We start from the raw sequence: 15,493 nt of genomic DNA on the forward strand, positions 1-15,493 counted from the left end.
AAGGTTTCGATGGCGCTGCCTGCCGCCCCTGCGTAAGGTCGTGATCTCTTCCACAAGGACATGACACGATATGCACAGCAACTTTGAACTCATCAGCAATATCCTTTGCCCCTACACCCAGCGGGCGGCGGTCCAGTTGGCCGAGAAGGGGCTGGAGGCCAGACGAAGCTATATCGACCTTGCCAACAAGCCGGACTGGTTTGTGCAGCTGTCGCCGCTGGGCAAGGTGCCGGTGCTGCGCGTGGGTGATGGCGACGACACGGCGGTGTTCGAGACCGCCGTCATCTGCGAGTACATCGAGGAGGCGGCCGCCGGCCGGGTGCCGATGTGGCCCGCCGACGCGCTGGAGCGGGCTCGCCACCGCGCATGGGCCGAGTTCGCTTCGACCCTGATCGGCGATGTGTTCGGCTTCTATATGGCGCCGGACGAAGCATCGTTTGAGCGCAAACGGGCGGAGCTCGCCAGCCGCTTCGCGCGGCTTGAGGGCCAGTTGGCCGGCGCGGGGCCCTACTTCGGCGGCGCGCGTTTTGGCCTGGTCGATGCCGCGTTCGCGCCCATCTTCCGCCTGCTGGAAACCTTCGATCAATTGGCGGACTTCCGCCTTCTCCAAGGCTTGCCGGCCACCGCCGCCTATCGGCTCAATCTGGCATCGAGGCCTAGCGTGCGGGCGGCCGTTGTGCCCGATTACGGGCAGGTCTTTCTGCGCTATCTGGCCGGGCGCGGCTCCCATATGGCAGGCATCGCCGAGGCCGCCATTCGGGCGGGCTCAGTCCAGGCCTGACATCAGCCGGGACGAGCTGGCGATCTCCTCGGACAGCGCCGCGCTGGCGCGGCGCATGCGCGGCACGCGCGCCACGTCTTCGTGCATCAACAGCCACAGGGGCTGTGCCAGCTCGTCCAGCGGCGGGCCGAGGCGAAGGAGTTCAGGGATCGAGCCGCCGACGAAGCAGGGCAGGACGGCGCAACCTATCCCGGCACGCGCGGCCTGCGCAGCGCCGAGCAAGGTGTTTGCGCGGAAGCGCACCGCGTCGGTCGCGACATTGCGCGCCAGCCAGTTGCCGGGCGCGCTGCAGGCCAGGCCGCCATCAAAGCCGACCCATGGCAGGCGCAGGGGCTGGGCCGCGGCCTCGCCCGCCTCGGCCAACTGGCGCGGTGCATAGATCGCCATCGCAACGGTGCCGACCTCGCGGCCGCGCAAGGTCTCTTGCGGCGTCCGCGTGACGCGGAGCGCAATATCGGCCTCCCGCCGCGCCAGCGAAACAATATCGTTGGACACATGCAGCTCCAGCTGCAAGCCGCTATGCGTTCGGCATACCGCGGCCAGCACGCCGGGCAGCAGGTACTCGGAGACCGCATCGGGCGCGGTGACGCGCACGGGCCCGTCATGCCCATCGTCGCGCCCGCCGACGCGGCGCTCCAGGCCGGCGATCTCGTCACGAAAGCGCAGCGCCAAGGCCCTGACCTCTTCTCCCGCCGCCGTCGGCCTGAGGCCGCCCGGGCTGCGCTCGAACAAGCGTGTCCCGAGGCGCCGCTCCATCAGCTGCAGCCGGCGGGACAGCGTGGGGTGGCTGATATGCAAGGCGGCCGCCGCGCCGGACAAGGTGCCGCTCTCCGTGATGGCGAGGGCGATACGTAGGTCATCCCAGTCGATGGCGGCGTTGCGGCTCATGGCTGCGATTGTCGCCGCTTGTTTCCGCCCGGGCGCTCTTCAGCCCAGCTTCAAGCGCTTGCACAACTCCAGCGTCAAGCCCGACTGATTGAGCGTGTAGAAGTGGATGCCCGGGGCGCCGCCTTCGATCAGGCGTTCGCAGACCCGCGTCATCACGTCCAGGCCGAAGGCGCGGATGGAAGCGGCGTCGTCCATAAAGCCCTCCATCTTCAGCGCGATCCAGCGTGGGATCTCGATGCCGTCGCGGGCCGCGAACTGGGCGATGCGGGCGTAGTTGTGGAAGGGCATGATGCCCGGCACGATGGGCGCGCTAACGCCCAGTTTGCGCACCTCGTCCACGAAGTTGAAGTAGGCGTCGGGGTTGAAGAAGAACTGGGTGATGGCGGCGTTGGCGCCCGCCTTCATCTTGGCGGCGAAGTGCTGCAAGTCCTTGGCGGCGTAGCGCTGCTGCGGGTGGTACTCGGGGTAGGCGGCGACTTCGATCTGCCAGTCCGGGCCCTGCGTTTCGCGGATGAAGCTCACCAGCTCGGAGGCATAACGGAATTCACCGGCGGTGGCCGTGCCGCTGGGCAGGTCGCCGCGCAGGGCGACGACGCGGCGGATGTTCTGGGCCCGATAGGTAGCCAGGATTTCGGCGATGTTCTCGCGCGTGGAACCCACGCAGCTGAGGTGGGGCGCGGCCTCATAACCGCTGGCGGCGATGTCCATCACCGTGGCCAGGGTCTTCTCGCGGGTGGAGCCGCCGGCGCCGTAGGTGACGCTGAAGTAATGCGGATTCAGGACGCTCAGGTCCTGCACCACGGTCTTGAGCTTTTCGGTGCCCACCGGTGTGTTGGGCGGGAAGAACTCAAAGCTGACCGGGGTCTTCTTGTTCGTGCTCATGCTTTTTATTCCTTGTCTCCGGGCGCAGGCGCGGCCCAGAGGAAAAATTCTTTATTGCCGTCGCCACCGGTGATGGGGCTGTCGAAATAGCCGCGCACGCTCAAGTCCAGGGCGGCGCAGGCCTCGCGGGCCTTGGCCTCCAGCAGCGGGTACTGGCCGGCGTCCTTGACCAGGCCGCCGCGCGCCACGGCCTTGGGGCCCAACTCGAACTGCGGTTTGATCAGGAGCAAGACTTGGCCTTGCGCCGCAAGCCAGGGCAGCAGCTCGGGCAAGGCGCCCAGCATGGAGATGAAGCTGAGGTCGCCGACGATGAGGTCGAAGCCGGCCGCCGGCTTGTGCTCGGCCAGCGCCGAGGCCGCCAGCTCACGCACATGCAGGCCCTCCAGCGCGACGAGGCGGGCATCGCTCTTGAGCTGCTCGTGCAGCTGGCCATGGCCCACATCCACGCCGACCACTCGCGCCGCGCCACTCTTGAGCAGGCAGTCGCTGAAGCCGCCGGTGCTCTGGCCCATGTCCAGCACCGTCAGCCCGGCGACGCTCAAGCCGGTGTGCTTCAGCGCCCCTTCCAGCTTGAGCCCGCCGCGCGAGACATAACGCGCTTCGGCATCGTCATTCAGGCGCAGTTCCACGCCCTCGATCAAGTCCAGGCCGGCCTTGTTCACGGCCGCCCAGCCTTTGGCCGAGCGCCACTCCACCGAGCCCGCCGCGATCAGCCTTTGGGCGATCGAGCGGGTGCTGCAGAGGCCTTGGGAGACCAGGAGTTGATCAGCGCGCATGGAGAAAATGAGTCAGGTGAGCAAGGCCCGGTGTTCACGGGCCTCGCCATAGCTACTTAGTAGCGGTAGGTGTCGGGCTTGAAGGGGCCTTGCTTGGGCACGCCGATGTAGGCGGCCTGCTCTTCCGTCAGCTCGCTCAGCTGCGCATTCAGCGTGGTCAGCTGCAGGCGTGCCACCTTTTCGTCCAGATGCTTGGGCAGCACATACACCTTGCCGATGTCGTAGGCGTCCTTGTGGGCGAACAGCTCGATCTGTGCAATCGTCTGGTTAGCAAACGAGGAGCTCATCACATAGCTGGGGTGGCCGGTGCCGCAGCCCAGGTTCACCAGGCGGCCCTTGGCCAGCAGGATGATGCGCTTGCCATCCGGGAAGATCACGTGATCCACCTGCGGCTTGATCTCTTCCCACTGGTACTTCTCGATCGAAGCGATGTCGATCTCGTTGTCGAAGTGGCCGATATTGCAGACGATGGCGTTGTTCTTCATCGCGGCCATGTGCTCGTGGCGGATCACGCCCTTGTTGCCGGTGGTGGTGACGAAGATGTCGGCCTTGTCGGCGGCGTATTCCATCGTGACGACGCGGTAGCCTTCCATCGCGGCCTGCAGGGCGCAGATGGGGTCGATCTCGGTCACCCAGACCTGCGCCGACAGCGCGCGCATGGCCTGGGCCGAGCCCTTGCCCACATCGCCATAGCCGGCGATGACGGCGATCTTGCCGGCAATCATCACGTCGGTGGCGCGCTTGATGCCGTCCACCAGGGACTCGCGGCAGCCGTAGAGGTTGTCGAACTTGCTCTTGGTGACCGAGTCGTTGACGTTGATGGCGCGGAACAGCAGCGTGCCCTTGGCCGACATTTCCTTCAGGCGGTGCACGCCGGTGGTGGTCTCTTCGGTGACGCCGATGATCTCGCGGCTCTTGCGCGTGTACCAGGTCGGGTCTTGCGCAACCTTGGCCTTGATGGCGGCGAACAGCACGCGCTCTTCCTCGCTGCCGGGATTGGCCAGCACGCCCAGATCCTTCTCGGCCTTCTGGCCCAGATGCATCAGCAGCGTGGCGTCGCCGCCGTCGTCCAGAATCATGTTCGGGCCTTCGCCCGCCGTGCCCTTGGCGCCGAAGTCGAAGATGCGGTGGGTGTAGTCCCAGTAGTCTTCCAGCGTCTCGCCCTTGTAGGCGAACACCGGCGTGCCGGCGGCCACCAGGGCGGCGGCGGCCTGGTCTTGCGTGGAGAAGATATTGCACGAGGCCCAGCGCACTTCGGCGCCCAGGGCTTGCAGGGTCTCGACCAGCACGCCGGTCTGGATGGTCATGTGCAGGGAGCCGGCGATGCGCGCGCCCTTCAGGGGCTGGCTGGCGGCGTACTCCTTGCGGATGGCCATCAGCGCGGGCATTTCGCACTCGGCGATATTGAGCTCTTTGCGGCCCCAGGCAGCAAGCGCCAGGTCGGCAATATGGAATTGGTCTTTGGACAGGGTGGTGGCAGTCATGGCGGGCGGGCTCCTTCAAGAGATGTTGAAGCCGCTGCAGCATGAGTGCGGGAGCCGTGCGGGCCGAGGTCTTGCTAAAGCCAAGCCTCACCGGGACGCGCGATCACCCACAAAAATACTGCAGCGGGTGAGCGCGGTTGCATGGAATGCGGCAGGGTAGAGCCGGATTCGATTCCGAGCCTGGCCTCATCCTTGTGCGGGATGGGGTTGCAACGCTCCTCGGAGTGCGTCGATTCTAGACGCAATGCGGCAGGCGATCCAGGGAACAGGGCAGGATTTGAGGACAATCCCAGGCATCATGCAAGCATTCTCACTCTGCCCCGCCGCCGATCTGGGCCGCATCCACGGCCTTCTGACCGATATCGACGACACCTTGACGCTTGACGGCGCCATCGCCCCGGCCGCGCTGCAAGCCCTGCGGGATCTGCAGGCCGCCGGCCTGCCCGTCATCGCCATCACCGGCCGGCCCGCGGGCTGGAGCGAGGCCTTTGCCCTCACATGGCCGGTGCGTGCCATCGTGGCGGAGAACGGCGCGGTGATGCTGCGGGCCGATGCCAGCAATGGCCAGCTGCGCCGCGAGTTCTGCCAGGACGCCGGCACCCGTGCCGTCAATTTTGAGCGTTTGCGCCACTGCGCGGCCGACATCCTGAAGCGCGTGCCCGGCAGCGTGCTGGCCACCGACAGCGCGGGCCGCCTGACCGATATCGCCATCGATCACAGCGAGCACGCCCATCTGGACGAGGCCCAGATCGCCGCCGTCTGCGCCTTGATGCGCGAACATGGCTTGCAGGCCACGGTCAGCTCCATCCACATCAATGGCTGGATCGGCGAGCACAGCAAATGGACGGCCGCCGCCTGGGCCGTGCCGGCCTTGCTGAACCGGCCCTTCGATGCGCGCGACTGGCTGTATGTGGGCGACTCCAGCAATGACCAGCAGATGTTCGCCAAGATCCCCCTGAGCGTGGGCGTGGCCAATATCGCCCGCTTTGTGCCTCAGCTGCAAAGCCTGCCCGCCTACGTGACCCAGGCCGAGCGCGGCGACGGTTTTGCCGAGGTGGCGCGGGCCGTGCTGGCGGCGCGGCGCTGACGACCCGTCTGCGCTACAGATTCGGCGGCAGGCGCCGATAGCCTCTGTGATCAAGTGGCTCTTTCGGGCCTGAGGAAGTGGCGCATGACGGAAACCACCCAACTGGAGGCCAAGGTATTGCTGCTGGAGCATGACCCGGCCCAGTACCAGGTCCTGAGCGATTTCTGCCTGGACAAAGGCCTGCTGGCCTTGCCGCGCTCATCGCATAACGCCCTGGTCACGCTGTCCCAGCACAAGGATCTGGGCGGCGTGCTGCTGGCCGAGGACCTGCCCTGCGAGGACGGCGACAGCCTGCACCTGGCCCGCGCCATCCACAAGCTGCGCCCCGAGTTGCCCATCTTTCTGCGCCGCACCAGCGGCCGTCTGCTGAGCGTCGAGGAGCAGGAAACCATACGCCATGCTTGGCAGACCGGCGAGATGGCTTCGCTGCACACGGCGGTGGAGCACAATATTTTCAGCCTGCGCTACCCGACCCGCCTGGTCATGGGCATCGTCGAGCTGACCTGCCAGGCCTTGCGCGCCATGTTCCCGAACGCCCAGGTGCTGTCGGAGTCGCCCTATGTGGTGCATGACCGCATCATTCACGGCGAGGTCTCCACCCTGATCGCCATCGAGAGCACCTGGTGTCGCGGCTACATGATGTTGCAGACCGAGGAGCGGGCCCTGCGCCAGGGCTTGATCCAGGGCTTCAGCTACGAGGGCATAGGCGGCGACCTGAACTTCCGCGAGCTCAACAATATGCTGGGCGAGACCACCAATCTGATCTGGGGCGCCTTCAAGAACCGCTACATCCCGCCGCAGGCCTTCACCAATCAGCAGACCCAGGTGCCCATCGTGATCAATCACGAGCACAAATACATTTCCTTCGGCTCGCAAGACCCGCAGCTCTGCATACGCTACCAGCTCTCGGACCCGGCGCGGCCGGGCCTGCCGCCCTTGATCGTGGTGCAGCGCTTCATCTTCAATCTGCACTGGTCGCCGGATGAGTTTGCGGAATTCGATGACAACCCGCCCGAGGTCAGCCCTACCGGCGAGCTTGAGCTGTTCTGATCCTGATATTCAGTTTTCGCGCTGGCGCGAGGAGTTTTTGATATGGCAAATGTTCTTGTGGTCGACGATTCGAGCACCATGCGCGAAATCGTCGCCAGTTTCCTGAGCAAGAACGGCTTCGAGGTCGCGGTGGCCAATGATGGCCGCGACGGGCTTTTTCAGCTGAGCAATGATCCGGGCATCCGCCTGGTGATCAGCGACGTCAATATGCCCAATATGGACGGCCTGGCCATGGCCAAGAAGATCCGCGAGGAGTTCAGCGACCGGGTGGTGCACATCATCATGCTGACCACCGAGGACAACCCCGCCATGCGCACCCGTGGCAAAGACATCGGCGTGACCGGCTGGATCGTCAAACCCTTCCGCGGCGAGGCGGTGTTAGGCCCGCTGCGCAAGCTGTGCGAGATCTCAGGCGCCGCCGGTTAGGCCTAAGAAGTAGGCCAGCCGCTCGCTCTCATTCTGCAGCGCGCTCTTGAACGCTGCCTCGCGCGGCGCCTGGCCGGCCTGGTAGCCGCATTGCAGCAGCAGTTGCTGGCCGCCCTCGTCGACCGAGGCATTGGCCCAGCCCTGCACCTCGCCGCGCCACAGCATGGGCAGGGCGTAATAGCCCAGGCGGCGTTTACTGGGCGGCGTGTAGGCCTCGAAGCGATAGGCCCAGCCCCAAAAAAGCTCGAAGCGCAGGCGGTCCCAGACGATGGGGTCGAAGGGCGCCAGCAGACGCAGCTCTTCGTCCAGCTGCCAGCGCTTGGCGCGCGGGTCTTCCCCCTCGGGCCAGTACCAGCGCAGGCCATTCACCTCGGCGCTGGGAAAGAGTTGCTGTGCATGGGCCAGCTACTTTTTGACCTCGGCCTGCAGCTGCGGGGCGCCGTAGCGCGTCATGCTGCATAACTGGCTGAGGCTGCGGGCCGGCAGCGGCGCGTACTTGGCCAGAATCAGGCGCAGCAGGTCCAGCGCCTTTTGCTGCGGGCTGCTGTGTTCGTCCTCGGTGTGCTGCACCGCCTCGTAGATGCGCTGCCCCTGTTCGCGGCGCTTGACGCGCAGCAGGCCGCGGTAGTGCATGGCGTCCAGCAGATGGGTGGTGGCATTGCTGCTGCCGCCCCAGGCATTGCGGGTCTGGCCGAGCTGGAACTGCGCTTGCACGGCCTTGGGGTGAACCGAGCCTTGCTCCCGCACAAAGGCCTGGATGGCGGCGGCCTGGGCGGCGGTCTTGGTATCCCAGCCGCGGCTGGCGATGCGGGGGTGTAGCAGGCGCAGATGCTCGCGGGGCACGAAGCCGTAATTGACGAAGCAGTCTTCTTCGATGTTCAGGCGGGCGTAGCGCCGTTCCAGATCGCCGGCGCGGTAGTCCTTGACGCGCTGCCTGAGGGTCAGGTCTTGCGCCCGTGCGGGTGCGCGTATCGGGTCGGCCTGCACAAAGCCCAGGCGTTGGATGGCGGCGGGCAGGGTGGTGGGCTTGAACAGGCTGCGCGCAATCGCGTAGCGGCGCAGCTCGTCCAGCGTTGCGTGGGGCTTGGCGCGCATGCCTGCTGTGCCGCCGCCGTTCAGGCCAGGGAGGCTGGGGGCAGGCGGCCGTTGCCGCGCTGCTCGCGCGTGTCCATCTGCATCTCGAAGCTGAAAAAGCAGTTGCGGCCGCGCGACTTGGCGGCGTACAAGGCCTCGTCCGCGCGCCTCAGCAAGCCCTCGGCTGAGCTCGTCTTGTCGGGCACGCAGGTGGTGATGCCGCCGGACAGGGTGAGGTGCTTGGCGATGCTGGAGCAGGGGTGGGGGATGGCCTTGAGCTCCAGCGTGCGCAGCAGGGCGCGGGCAAAGGTCATGGCGCCGGAGCGTGGCGTGCCCGGCAGGATCAGGGCGAATTCCTCGCCGCCGTAGCGGGCCGGGTAGTCGCGCGGGCGTCGGCACAGGCTGCGCAGCAACTGGCCTAGTTGCTGCAGGCAGGCGTCGCCCTCCACATGGCCCAGCGTGTCGTTATAGCCCTTGAAGAAATCGATATCGCACAGCACCAGGGTCAGCGGTGTCTGATCGCGTTGCGCGGACAGGATTTCCTGCTGCAGGCGCAGATCGAAGCCGCGCCGGTTGGGCAGGCCGGTGAGGGCGTCCTCGTGGCTGATGCGGGTCAGCTGCTCATTGGCCACGCGCAACTCGTCCGAGAGCTCGATCAGCCGGTTCTGCATGCGGCGCAGCCTTTGCATGGCGCGCAGCTTGGCTTGCAGAACCGTGCCGGAGACGGGCTTGACGAGGTAGTCGTCGCCGCCCGATTCGATGGCCTGCCAGAGGTTGTGGTCCTGGTCCAGGCTGGAGAGAAAGATGATGGGCGTCCAGCCCCCGGCCTCGGAGGCGCGCAGTTGGCTGGCCACCCAATAGCCGTCGTGGCCGGGCATTTCCACATCCAGCAGCACCAGGTCCGGCGCGTGCTGGCGGAACAGGGTGAGGGCGCTTTCGGCGGAGTCGGCTTGTTCCACCGCGTGGCCGGCCGCATGGAGCTGGGCCACCAGGACCTGCCGGGTCGCTTCCTGGTCGTCGACCAGCAGGATGCGCAGGGGCGGCAGGGCGATGGGTGTATTGGGCGGGAGCATGGGCACGGGAAATTCGTGGCGCACCGAAAGAAGTGTGCGGCGATTATCGTCCGCGGCGCTTGTTGCAAGCTCAGTAGAAGTGCGGCTAGAACCCCTCAGTTCGAGCCTTGGGCCGAGACATGAAAAAGGCCCGCGCGGGGCGGGCCTGGAGCGATGAATGGGGGGGGCGGCTTACAGCCCGGCCGCGGCGCGCAGTGCTGCAGCCTTGTCAGTCTTTTCCCAAGTGAACTCCGGCTCTTCGCGGCCGAAGTGGCCGTAGGCCGCCGTCTTGGAGTAGATGGGGCGCAGCAGGTCCAGCATCTGGATGATGCCCTTGGGGCGCAGGTCGAAATGCTCTTGCACCAGGGCCGAGAGCTTGTCGTCGCTGATGAGGCCCGTGCCCTCGGTGTAGACCGTCACATTCATCGGGCGGGCCACGCCGATGGCGTAGGCCACCTGGATCTGGCACTGGCGGGCCAGGCCGGCGGCGACGATGTTCTTGGCCACATAGCGGGCGGCGTAGGCGGCCGAGCGGTCCACCTTGCTGGGGTCCTTGCCCGAGAAGGCACCACCGCCGTGCGGGCAGGCGCCGCCATAGGTGTCCACAATGATCTTGCGGCCGGTCAGGCCGCAATCACCCTGCGGGCCGCCGATGACGAAGCGGCCGGTCGGATTGACCAAGTATTTGGTGTCCTGCAGCCATTCCTTGGGCAGCACGGGCTTGATGATCTCTTCGATCACGGCCTCGTAGAACTCGGGCTTCATCTTGTCGCCCAGGCTCATCTCGGGCGCGTGCTGGGTGGACAGCACCACGGTGTCGATGCTGTGCGGCTTGCCGTCCACATAGCGCATGGTGACCTGGCTCTTGGCGTCGGGACGCAGGAAGGGCAGGCGGCCGTCCTTGCGCAGCTGGGCCTGGCGCTCCACCAGACGGTGGGCGTAGTAGATGGGGGCGGGCATCAGCTCGGGCGTCTCGTCGCAGGCGTAGCCAAACATCAGGCCCTGGTCGCCGGCACCGATATTCAGGTGGTCGTCGGAGGCATGGTCCACGCCCTGGGCGATGTCATTGCTCTGCTTGTCGTAGGCGACCAGCACGGCGCAACCCTTGTAGTCGATGCCGTACTCGGTGTTGTCGTAACCGATGCGCTTGATGGTGTCGCGCGCCACCTGGATGTAGTCCACATGGGCGTTGGTGGTGATCTCACCGGCCAGCACGACCAGGCCTGTGTTGCACAAGGTCTCGGCCGCCACGCGGGAGCGTGGGTCTTGGGTGAAGATTGCGTCGAGAATGGCATCCGAGATCTGGTCGGCGACCTTGTCGGGATGGCCTTCGGAGACGGATTCAGACGTAAAGAGAAAATCGTTCGCCACTTTTTTACACTCCATATATGTACAACAGTTCATCGGCGTTGCCGTGCTGTCGGGAGAAGACGCGGCGAACGCTTTAGCAGCATTTGTTGAGCATCGCTGCCCGGCGCACTTCTGATCCAGGGATAAGGCCTAGAAAACAAGTCCGCATCGCCCCGCAAGTAGTTCATTAACTCGGCGATGTGACAATTATAGAAATATGTTGCTGCTGTTTCGTCTTCTATCCAAATTCCCCCTGCGTCTTTTGCATGCTTTTGGTGCGCTGGCCGGATGGCTGACCTATGCCGCCTCCAAAACCTACCGGCGGCGCTACCAGGCCAATGTGCGCATTGCGGGCATGGCCTGGCCCGAAGCCCGCGGTGGCATCGCGCATGCGGGGCGCATGATTCTGGAAACGCCCTGGCTGTGGATGCGCCCGCCCACCCAGCCCTTGGGCACAGCCCTGCGCTGGGACGGCGCGGAGCTGATCGAGGCCGCGCTGCAAAACGGCAAAGGCCTGGTGCTGCTGACCCCGCATCTGGGCTGCTTCGAGATCTGCGCCCAGGCCTATGCCGAGACTTTTGCCGAGACCCGGGTGCAGGGGCGGGCCCGCCTGTCGCCCATCACCGTCTTGTTCCGCCCGGCCCGCCAGGCCTGGCTGCGTGCGGTGGTCGATGCCTCGCGCGGCCGGCCCGGCCTGGCCACGGCGCCGGCCAATCTGGCCGGTGTGCGGCAGATGATCCGTGCCCTGCGCCAGGGTCACACCATAGGCTTGCTGCCCGACCAGGTGCCGCCCCAGGGTCTGGGCGTGTGGGCGCCCTTCTTCGGCCTGCCGGCCTATACCATGACCATGGCGGGCAAGCTCTTGCAGCAGACCGGGGCCGCGGCCCTGCTGATCTGGGGCGAGCGCCTGCCCAAGGGCCAGGGTTTTGTGGTGCATGTGCGACCGGCACCGCAGATTGCGCCCGAGCAGGCCCCAGAATCCGCTGCCGAAACGATTAACAAGGCCATGGAAGAAATGATCCGCCTCGCACCCGATCAATATCTTTGGGGCTATCACCGCTACAAGCAGCCGCGCGGGCTGGACATTGCGGCCGCCCCCGCCGAACACCAGGAAAAGGTTTGAGTCAGATGTTGTCGAAACTGGGTGCCTATTTGCTGATAGGCCTGCTGTGGCTGCTGCATTTTCTGCCGCTGGCGCTGTTGGCGGCCCTGGGCCGTGGTCTGGGCCGCCTGCTGTGGTTGCTGGCCGGGCGGCGCCGGCGCATCGCCCTGCGCAATCTGGAGTTGTGCTTTCCTGAAAAAGATGCCGCTGAGCGTGAGGGTTTGGCGCGCGAGCATTTCGGCTGGATGGGCCGCAGCCTGCTGGAGCGCGGCCTGATCTGGTTTGCCTCGCCCGCGCGTTTGCGCCGCATCCTGCATGTCAAGGGCGATATCACCCTGTCCGAGCGCGGCTCGGTGATGTGGTATCTGCCGCATTTCGCCGGCCTGGAATGGGTGGGGCCGGCCCTCATGCTGAATCAAAGCGCGCCGGGTGTGGACATCTACCAGAGCCAGAGCAATCCGGTGTTCGACAAATACCTGCTGATCGGCCGCCAGCGCTTTGGCAAGACCGCGTTTGTGGACCGCAGCGAGGGCTTCCGCCCGGTGATGCGCCTGATCAAGCAGGGCTATTCCTTCCTGAATGCGCCGGACCAGGACTTCGGCATCAAGGACTCGGCCTTTGTGCCCTTTTTCGGCATGCAGGCCTGCACCTTGCTGGCGCCCTCCAAGATCGCGCGCAGCCTGAGGCTGCCGGTCCAGCCCCTGGTGGTGACCATGTTGCCGGGCGGCCAGGGCTATGAGGTGGAGGCCTGCGAGCCGCCGGCGGGCTACCCCAGCGACGATGTGCTGGCCGACGCCCACACCATGAATGCCTGGCTGGAAGAGCGCATACGCCGCAACCCGGCCCAGTATCTGTGGGTGCACCGCCGCTTCAAGACCCGGCCCGAGGGCGAGGCCTCGGTGTATTGAGCCCGATAATCCAGCGATGCAACTCTCATTCACCAAAATGCAGGGCGCCGGCAATGACTTCGTCGTCATCGACGCCACGCGCCAGGCCCTGACTCTCAGCCCCGCCCAGCTCCGCGTGCTGGGCGACCGGCGCTTCGGCGTGGGCTGCGACCAGATCCTGGTGATAGCGCGCAGCAGCACGCCGGGCGTGGACTTCCGCTACCGCATCTTCAACGGCAGCACGGGCGCCGAGGTCGAGCATTGCGGCAATGGCTCGCGCTGCTTCGTCCGCTACGTGGTCGACAAGGGGCTGACGGATAAGCACAGCGTGCGGGTGGAGACGGTCAACGCGGTGCTGGAGTTGCATCTGCGCGAGGACGGCCGCGTCACTGTGGACATGGGCGCGCCGGTGTTCGAACTGGCCCGTGTGCCCTTCGACGCGCAAGGCCTGAGCCCGCGCGAGCTGAACGGCTTCGCGCTGTGGCCGCTGGCCGGCGCGGACTGCGAGGTGGCCGTGCTGTCCATGGGCAATCCGCATGCGGTGCAGATCGTGGACGGCGATGTGGACCTGGCGCCGGTGCTGCAGCGCGGCCCGCTGGTGGAGGCGCATGCGCGCTTCCCGCGCAAGGTGAATGCCGGTTTCATGCAGATTCTGTCGCGCGGCGAGGTCCGCCTGCGTGTGTTTGAACGCGATGCGGGCGAGACCCTGGCTTGCGGCACCGGCGCCTGTGCCGCCGTGGTGGCGGGCATACGCCTGGGCCTGCTGGACGAGAGCGTCGAGGTCCATGCCCGCGGTGGAGATTTGAAAATCGAGTGGGCCGGGCTCAGCCAGGGCCTGCAGGCCGCCGTGCTGATGACGGGCCCGGCGCAAACCGTGTTTGAAGGAGAGATCACGCTGTGACAAGCAAACCATTGACACCCGCTGCTGCGACCCAGGGCGTGACCGAGCAAGAGATCGCCGAATTCCTGCTGCACACCCCCGGCTTCTTCGAGCGCCACGCCGAGCTGCTGGCAAGCGTGCAGCTGAGCCACCCCCTGGGTCAGCGCGCCGTGTCCCTGCAGGAGCGCCAGGCCGAGATGCTGCGCGACAAGATCAAGGGCCTGGAGCAGAAGATCATGGAGATGATCCGCAACAGCCAGGAGAATGTGGCCATTGCCGAGCGCCTGCACCGCTGGACCAAACGCCTGATGCAGACGGTGCAGGCCGCCGAACTGCCCGAAACCCTGGTGCAGGAGCTGCGCCACCAGTTCATGATTCCGCAAGCCGGCCTGCGCCTCTGGGGCGTGGATGCGGCTTTCGCCGAGGCCGAGTTCGCCCAGCCGGTCAGCGCCGATGTGAAGAGCTTTGCCTCCAGCCTGTCCCAGCCTTATTGCGGCGTGAACTCGGGCTTCGAGGCGGCCGCCTGGTTGCGGAGTTCGGAAGGCGGCAGCGGCGGCGCGACCTCGCTGGCCCTGATCCCGCTGACCCTGGCCGAGGACGGCAAGCCCGGCCGCGCCTTTGGCCTGCTGGTGCTGGGCTCGCCCGACCCGACCCGCTACACGGCCGAGATGGGCACCGAGTTCCTGCTGCGCGTGGGCGATATCGCCAGCGCCGCGCTGGCGCGCCTGCTGGCGGCGCCTGGCCAGGCTGCCCATCGGGACGCAGGTGGCGCGGCCTGAGTCCGGCCGCGGGGCAGCAGGCGACGAAGAGGCCGCGCCTCCGCCGCCCCTGCTCCCGCTGCTGCGGGACTATCTGGCCCATGTCCAGGTGCAACGCCGCCTGGCGCCGCGTACCCAGGTGATTTACGAACAGGCGCTGCGGCGCTTGCAGGGCTTTGCCGAGGCCGGTGCCTTGCAGGACTTGTTGCAGCTGCGCCCCCACCATGCCCGCGGCCTCTTGCTGCGCATGCATGGCGAGCAAGACTTGGGGCCGCGCAGCATCGCCTTGCAGCTCTCGGTCTGGCGCGGCCTCTACCGCTGGCTGGGTGGCGAGCGCCTGGTGGAGCTCAACCCCTTTGAGGGCTTGCGGGCACCCAAGGCAGCCAAGCCCCTGCCCAAGGCTTTGGCGGTGGATGACGCGGTGCAGTTGGCGGAGTTCAAGGGCGGGGCGGCCGGGGTCGATCCGGCGCTGGAGGCCCTGGACCGCTGCATCGTCGAGCTGCTCTACGGCTGCGGCCTGCGGGTGGCCGAGCTGGAGGGCCTGGATCTGCGCGCCAGCGGCGCGGCGCTGGGTTGGATCGATGCGCAGGCCGCCGAGGCCCAGGTGCTGGGCAAGGGCAGCAAGCGGCGTTCGGTGCCGGTCGGCCGGGCCGCCTTGGCGGCCTTGCAAGACTGGCTGCCGCAGCGCGAGCGCCTGGCCAAGGCCGGGGAGCGGGCCTTGCTGGTGGGGCCGCGGGGCGGGCGCCTGTCCGCGGCTCAAATCCGCCAGCGATTGAAGTTACGGGCCCTGGCCGCCGGCATGCCCAGCCATGTGCATCCGCATATGCTGCGGCATTCCTTTGCCTCCCATCTGCTGCAGTCCAGTGGCGATCTGCGGGCGGTGCAGGAGCTGCTGGGCCATGCCCATATCGCCACCACCCAGGTCTACACCCAGCTGGACTACCAGCACCTGGCCAAGATTTACGACGCCGCGCATCCGCGCGCCAAGTCAAAGAAGACAGCTTGCAAAGATTGAT

General features: G+C 66.4%; 15 protein-coding genes, 1 pseudogene and 1 riboswitch. Of the genes and pseudogenes, 9 read left to right on the forward strand and 7 right to left on the reverse strand.

All coding sequences use genetic code 11. The features are described 5' to 3' along the window. Positions 1-70 precede the first annotated feature (70 nt). Positions 71-781 (forward strand): glutathione S-transferase family protein, encoded by a 711-nt coding sequence (locus tag HNP55_RS20670; RefSeq protein WP_184303759.1) that lies wholly within the window; start codon positions 71-73, stop codon positions 779-781. On the opposite strand, the gene HNP55_RS20675 is transcribed toward HNP55_RS20670, so the two are convergent. The 4 genes from HNP55_RS20675 to ahcY are packed head-to-tail and all read right to left on the reverse strand — an operon-like array spanning position 767 to position 4,811. After that, on the reverse strand, positions 767-1,669 hold the full coding sequence (locus HNP55_RS20675) for a LysR family transcriptional regulator (RefSeq protein ID WP_184303761.1): 903 nt from the start codon (positions 1,667-1,669) through the stop codon (positions 767-769). The two genes, HNP55_RS20670 and HNP55_RS20675, sit on opposite strands and share 15 nt — an antisense overlap. Before the next feature lie 39 nt (positions 1,670-1,708). Further along, the gene (metF, locus tag HNP55_RS20680) at positions 1,709-2,551 is read right to left on the reverse strand and encodes a methylenetetrahydrofolate reductase [NAD(P)H] (RefSeq protein WP_184303763.1); all 843 of its coding nucleotides are present in this window, start codon (positions 2,549-2,551) and stop codon (positions 1,709-1,711) included. A gap of 5 nt (positions 2,552-2,556) precedes the next feature. Then, entirely contained in the window at positions 2,557-3,327 is a 771-nt protein-coding gene (locus HNP55_RS20685) for a TlyA family RNA methyltransferase (protein ID WP_184303765.1), read from the reverse strand. A gap of 56 nt (positions 3,328-3,383) precedes the next feature. Beyond that, positions 3,384-4,811 carry an adenosylhomocysteinase gene (gene ahcY, locus HNP55_RS20690; RefSeq protein WP_184303767.1) on the reverse strand — a complete coding sequence of 476 codons (1,428 nt, stop codon included), beginning with the start codon at positions 4,809-4,811 and terminating at the stop codon, positions 3,384-3,386. A gap of 122 nt (positions 4,812-4,933) precedes the next feature. Beyond that, positions 4,934-5,038, reverse strand: a riboswitch (S-adenosyl-L-homocysteine riboswitch). A 71-nt stretch (positions 5,039-5,109) separates the two neighbouring features. Between ahcY and HNP55_RS20695 the strand changes: the two genes are divergently transcribed. From HNP55_RS20695 to HNP55_RS20705, 3 genes are all read left to right on the forward strand, one after another. After that, positions 5,110-5,898 (forward strand): HAD family hydrolase, encoded by a 789-nt coding sequence (locus tag HNP55_RS20695; RefSeq protein ID WP_184303769.1) that lies wholly within the window; start codon positions 5,110-5,112, stop codon positions 5,896-5,898. Between the two features lie 84 nt (positions 5,899-5,982). Further along, positions 5,983-6,948 carry a chemotaxis protein CheX gene (locus HNP55_RS20700; protein ID WP_184303771.1) on the forward strand — a complete coding sequence of 322 codons (966 nt, stop codon included), beginning with the start codon at positions 5,983-5,985 and terminating at the stop codon, positions 6,946-6,948. 42 nt (positions 6,949-6,990) lie between these two features. Next, positions 6,991-7,374, forward strand: a complete 384-nt coding sequence (locus HNP55_RS20705; RefSeq protein WP_184303773.1) for a response regulator — start codon at positions 6,991-6,993, stop codon at positions 7,372-7,374. On the opposite strand, the pseudogene HNP55_RS20710 reads toward HNP55_RS20705, so the two are convergent. The 3 genes and pseudogenes from HNP55_RS20710 to metK form a co-directional block, all read right to left on the reverse strand. Then, positions 7,357-8,469 (reverse strand): annotated as a pseudogene (locus HNP55_RS20710) (DNA glycosylase AlkZ-like family protein). The gene HNP55_RS20705 and the pseudogene HNP55_RS20710 overlap by 18 nt on opposite strands. Before the next feature lie 20 nt (positions 8,470-8,489). After that, positions 8,490-9,521, reverse strand: coding sequence for a diguanylate cyclase domain-containing protein (locus tag HNP55_RS20715; RefSeq protein ID WP_184303905.1), 1,032 nt, complete (start codon positions 9,519-9,521; stop codon positions 8,490-8,492). Between the two features lie 171 nt (positions 9,522-9,692). After that, entirely contained in the window at positions 9,693-10,871 is a 1,179-nt protein-coding gene (gene metK / locus HNP55_RS20720) for a methionine adenosyltransferase (RefSeq protein WP_184303775.1), read from the reverse strand. 196 nt (positions 10,872-11,067) lie between these two features. On the opposite strand from metK, the gene HNP55_RS20725 reads away from it, so the two are divergent. Genes HNP55_RS20725 through HNP55_RS20745 form a run of 5 tightly spaced genes read left to right on the forward strand, consistent with a single transcriptional unit; the run spans position 11,068 to position 15,492 of the window. Continuing rightward, the gene (locus HNP55_RS20725; RefSeq protein WP_184303777.1) at positions 11,068-11,973 is read left to right on the forward strand and encodes a lysophospholipid acyltransferase family protein; all 906 of its coding nucleotides are present in this window, start codon (positions 11,068-11,070) and stop codon (positions 11,971-11,973) included. Positions 11,974-11,978: 5 nt separating this feature from the next. Further along, positions 11,979-12,860 carry a lysophospholipid acyltransferase family protein gene (locus tag HNP55_RS20730; RefSeq protein ID WP_184303778.1) on the forward strand — a complete coding sequence of 294 codons (882 nt, stop codon included), beginning with the start codon at positions 11,979-11,981 and terminating at the stop codon, positions 12,858-12,860. Positions 12,861-12,876: 16 nt separating this feature from the next. Then, complete coding sequence (dapF, locus tag HNP55_RS20735) at positions 12,877-13,740, forward strand: diaminopimelate epimerase (protein WP_184303780.1); 864 nt, start codon at positions 12,877-12,879, stop codon at positions 13,738-13,740. Beyond that, a complete protein-coding gene (locus HNP55_RS20740; RefSeq protein ID WP_348648737.1) occupies positions 13,737-14,498 on the forward strand; it encodes a DUF484 family protein in 762 nt (253 codons plus the stop codon). The genes dapF and HNP55_RS20740 overlap by 4 nt, the downstream gene beginning before the upstream one ends. Then, entirely contained in the window at positions 14,485-15,492 is a 1,008-nt protein-coding gene (locus HNP55_RS20745) for a tyrosine recombinase XerC (protein ID WP_409993762.1), read from the forward strand. The genes HNP55_RS20740 and HNP55_RS20745 overlap by 14 nt, the downstream gene beginning before the upstream one ends. Position 15,493 lies beyond the last annotated feature (1 nt).

Origin of the sequence: Roseateles oligotrophus (genome assembly GCF_014204525.1) — a bacterium.
Lineage (GTDB): Bacteria > Pseudomonadota > Gammaproteobacteria > Burkholderiales > Burkholderiaceae_C > Paucibacter_A > Paucibacter_A oligotrophus_A.

Bases quoted from the DNA above. Each gene is read 5' to 3' on its own strand.
- HNP55_RS20670 (WP_184303759.1), top strand. From the start codon at position 71: ATGCACAGCAACTTTGAACTCATCAGCAATATCCTTTGCCCCTACACC.
- HNP55_RS20675 (WP_184303761.1), bottom strand. From the start codon at position 1,669: ATGAGCCGCAACGCCGCCATCGACTGGGATGACCTACGTATCGCCCTC.
- metF (WP_184303763.1), bottom strand. From the start codon at position 2,551: ATGAGCACGAACAAGAAGACCCCGGTCAGCTTTGAGTTCTTCCCGCCC.
- HNP55_RS20685 (WP_184303765.1), bottom strand. From the start codon at position 3,327: ATGCGCGCTGATCAACTCCTGGTCTCCCAAGGCCTCTGCAGCACCCGC.
- ahcY (WP_184303767.1), bottom strand. From the start codon at position 4,811: ATGACTGCCACCACCCTGTCCAAAGACCAATTCCATATTGCCGACCTG.
- HNP55_RS20695 (WP_184303769.1), top strand. From the start codon at position 5,110: ATGCAAGCATTCTCACTCTGCCCCGCCGCCGATCTGGGCCGCATCCAC.
- HNP55_RS20700 (WP_184303771.1), top strand. From the start codon at position 5,983: ATGACGGAAACCACCCAACTGGAGGCCAAGGTATTGCTGCTGGAGCAT.
- HNP55_RS20705 (WP_184303773.1), top strand. From the start codon at position 6,991: ATGGCAAATGTTCTTGTGGTCGACGATTCGAGCACCATGCGCGAAATC.
- HNP55_RS20715 (WP_184303905.1), bottom strand. From the start codon at position 9,521: ATGCTCCCGCCCAATACACCCATCGCCCTGCCGCCCCTGCGCATCCTG.
- HNP55_RS20725 (WP_184303777.1), top strand. From the start codon at position 11,068: ATGTTGCTGCTGTTTCGTCTTCTATCCAAATTCCCCCTGCGTCTTTTG.
- HNP55_RS20730 (WP_184303778.1), top strand. From the start codon at position 11,979: ATGTTGTCGAAACTGGGTGCCTATTTGCTGATAGGCCTGCTGTGGCTG.
- dapF (WP_184303780.1), top strand. From the start codon at position 12,877: ATGCAACTCTCATTCACCAAAATGCAGGGCGCCGGCAATGACTTCGTC.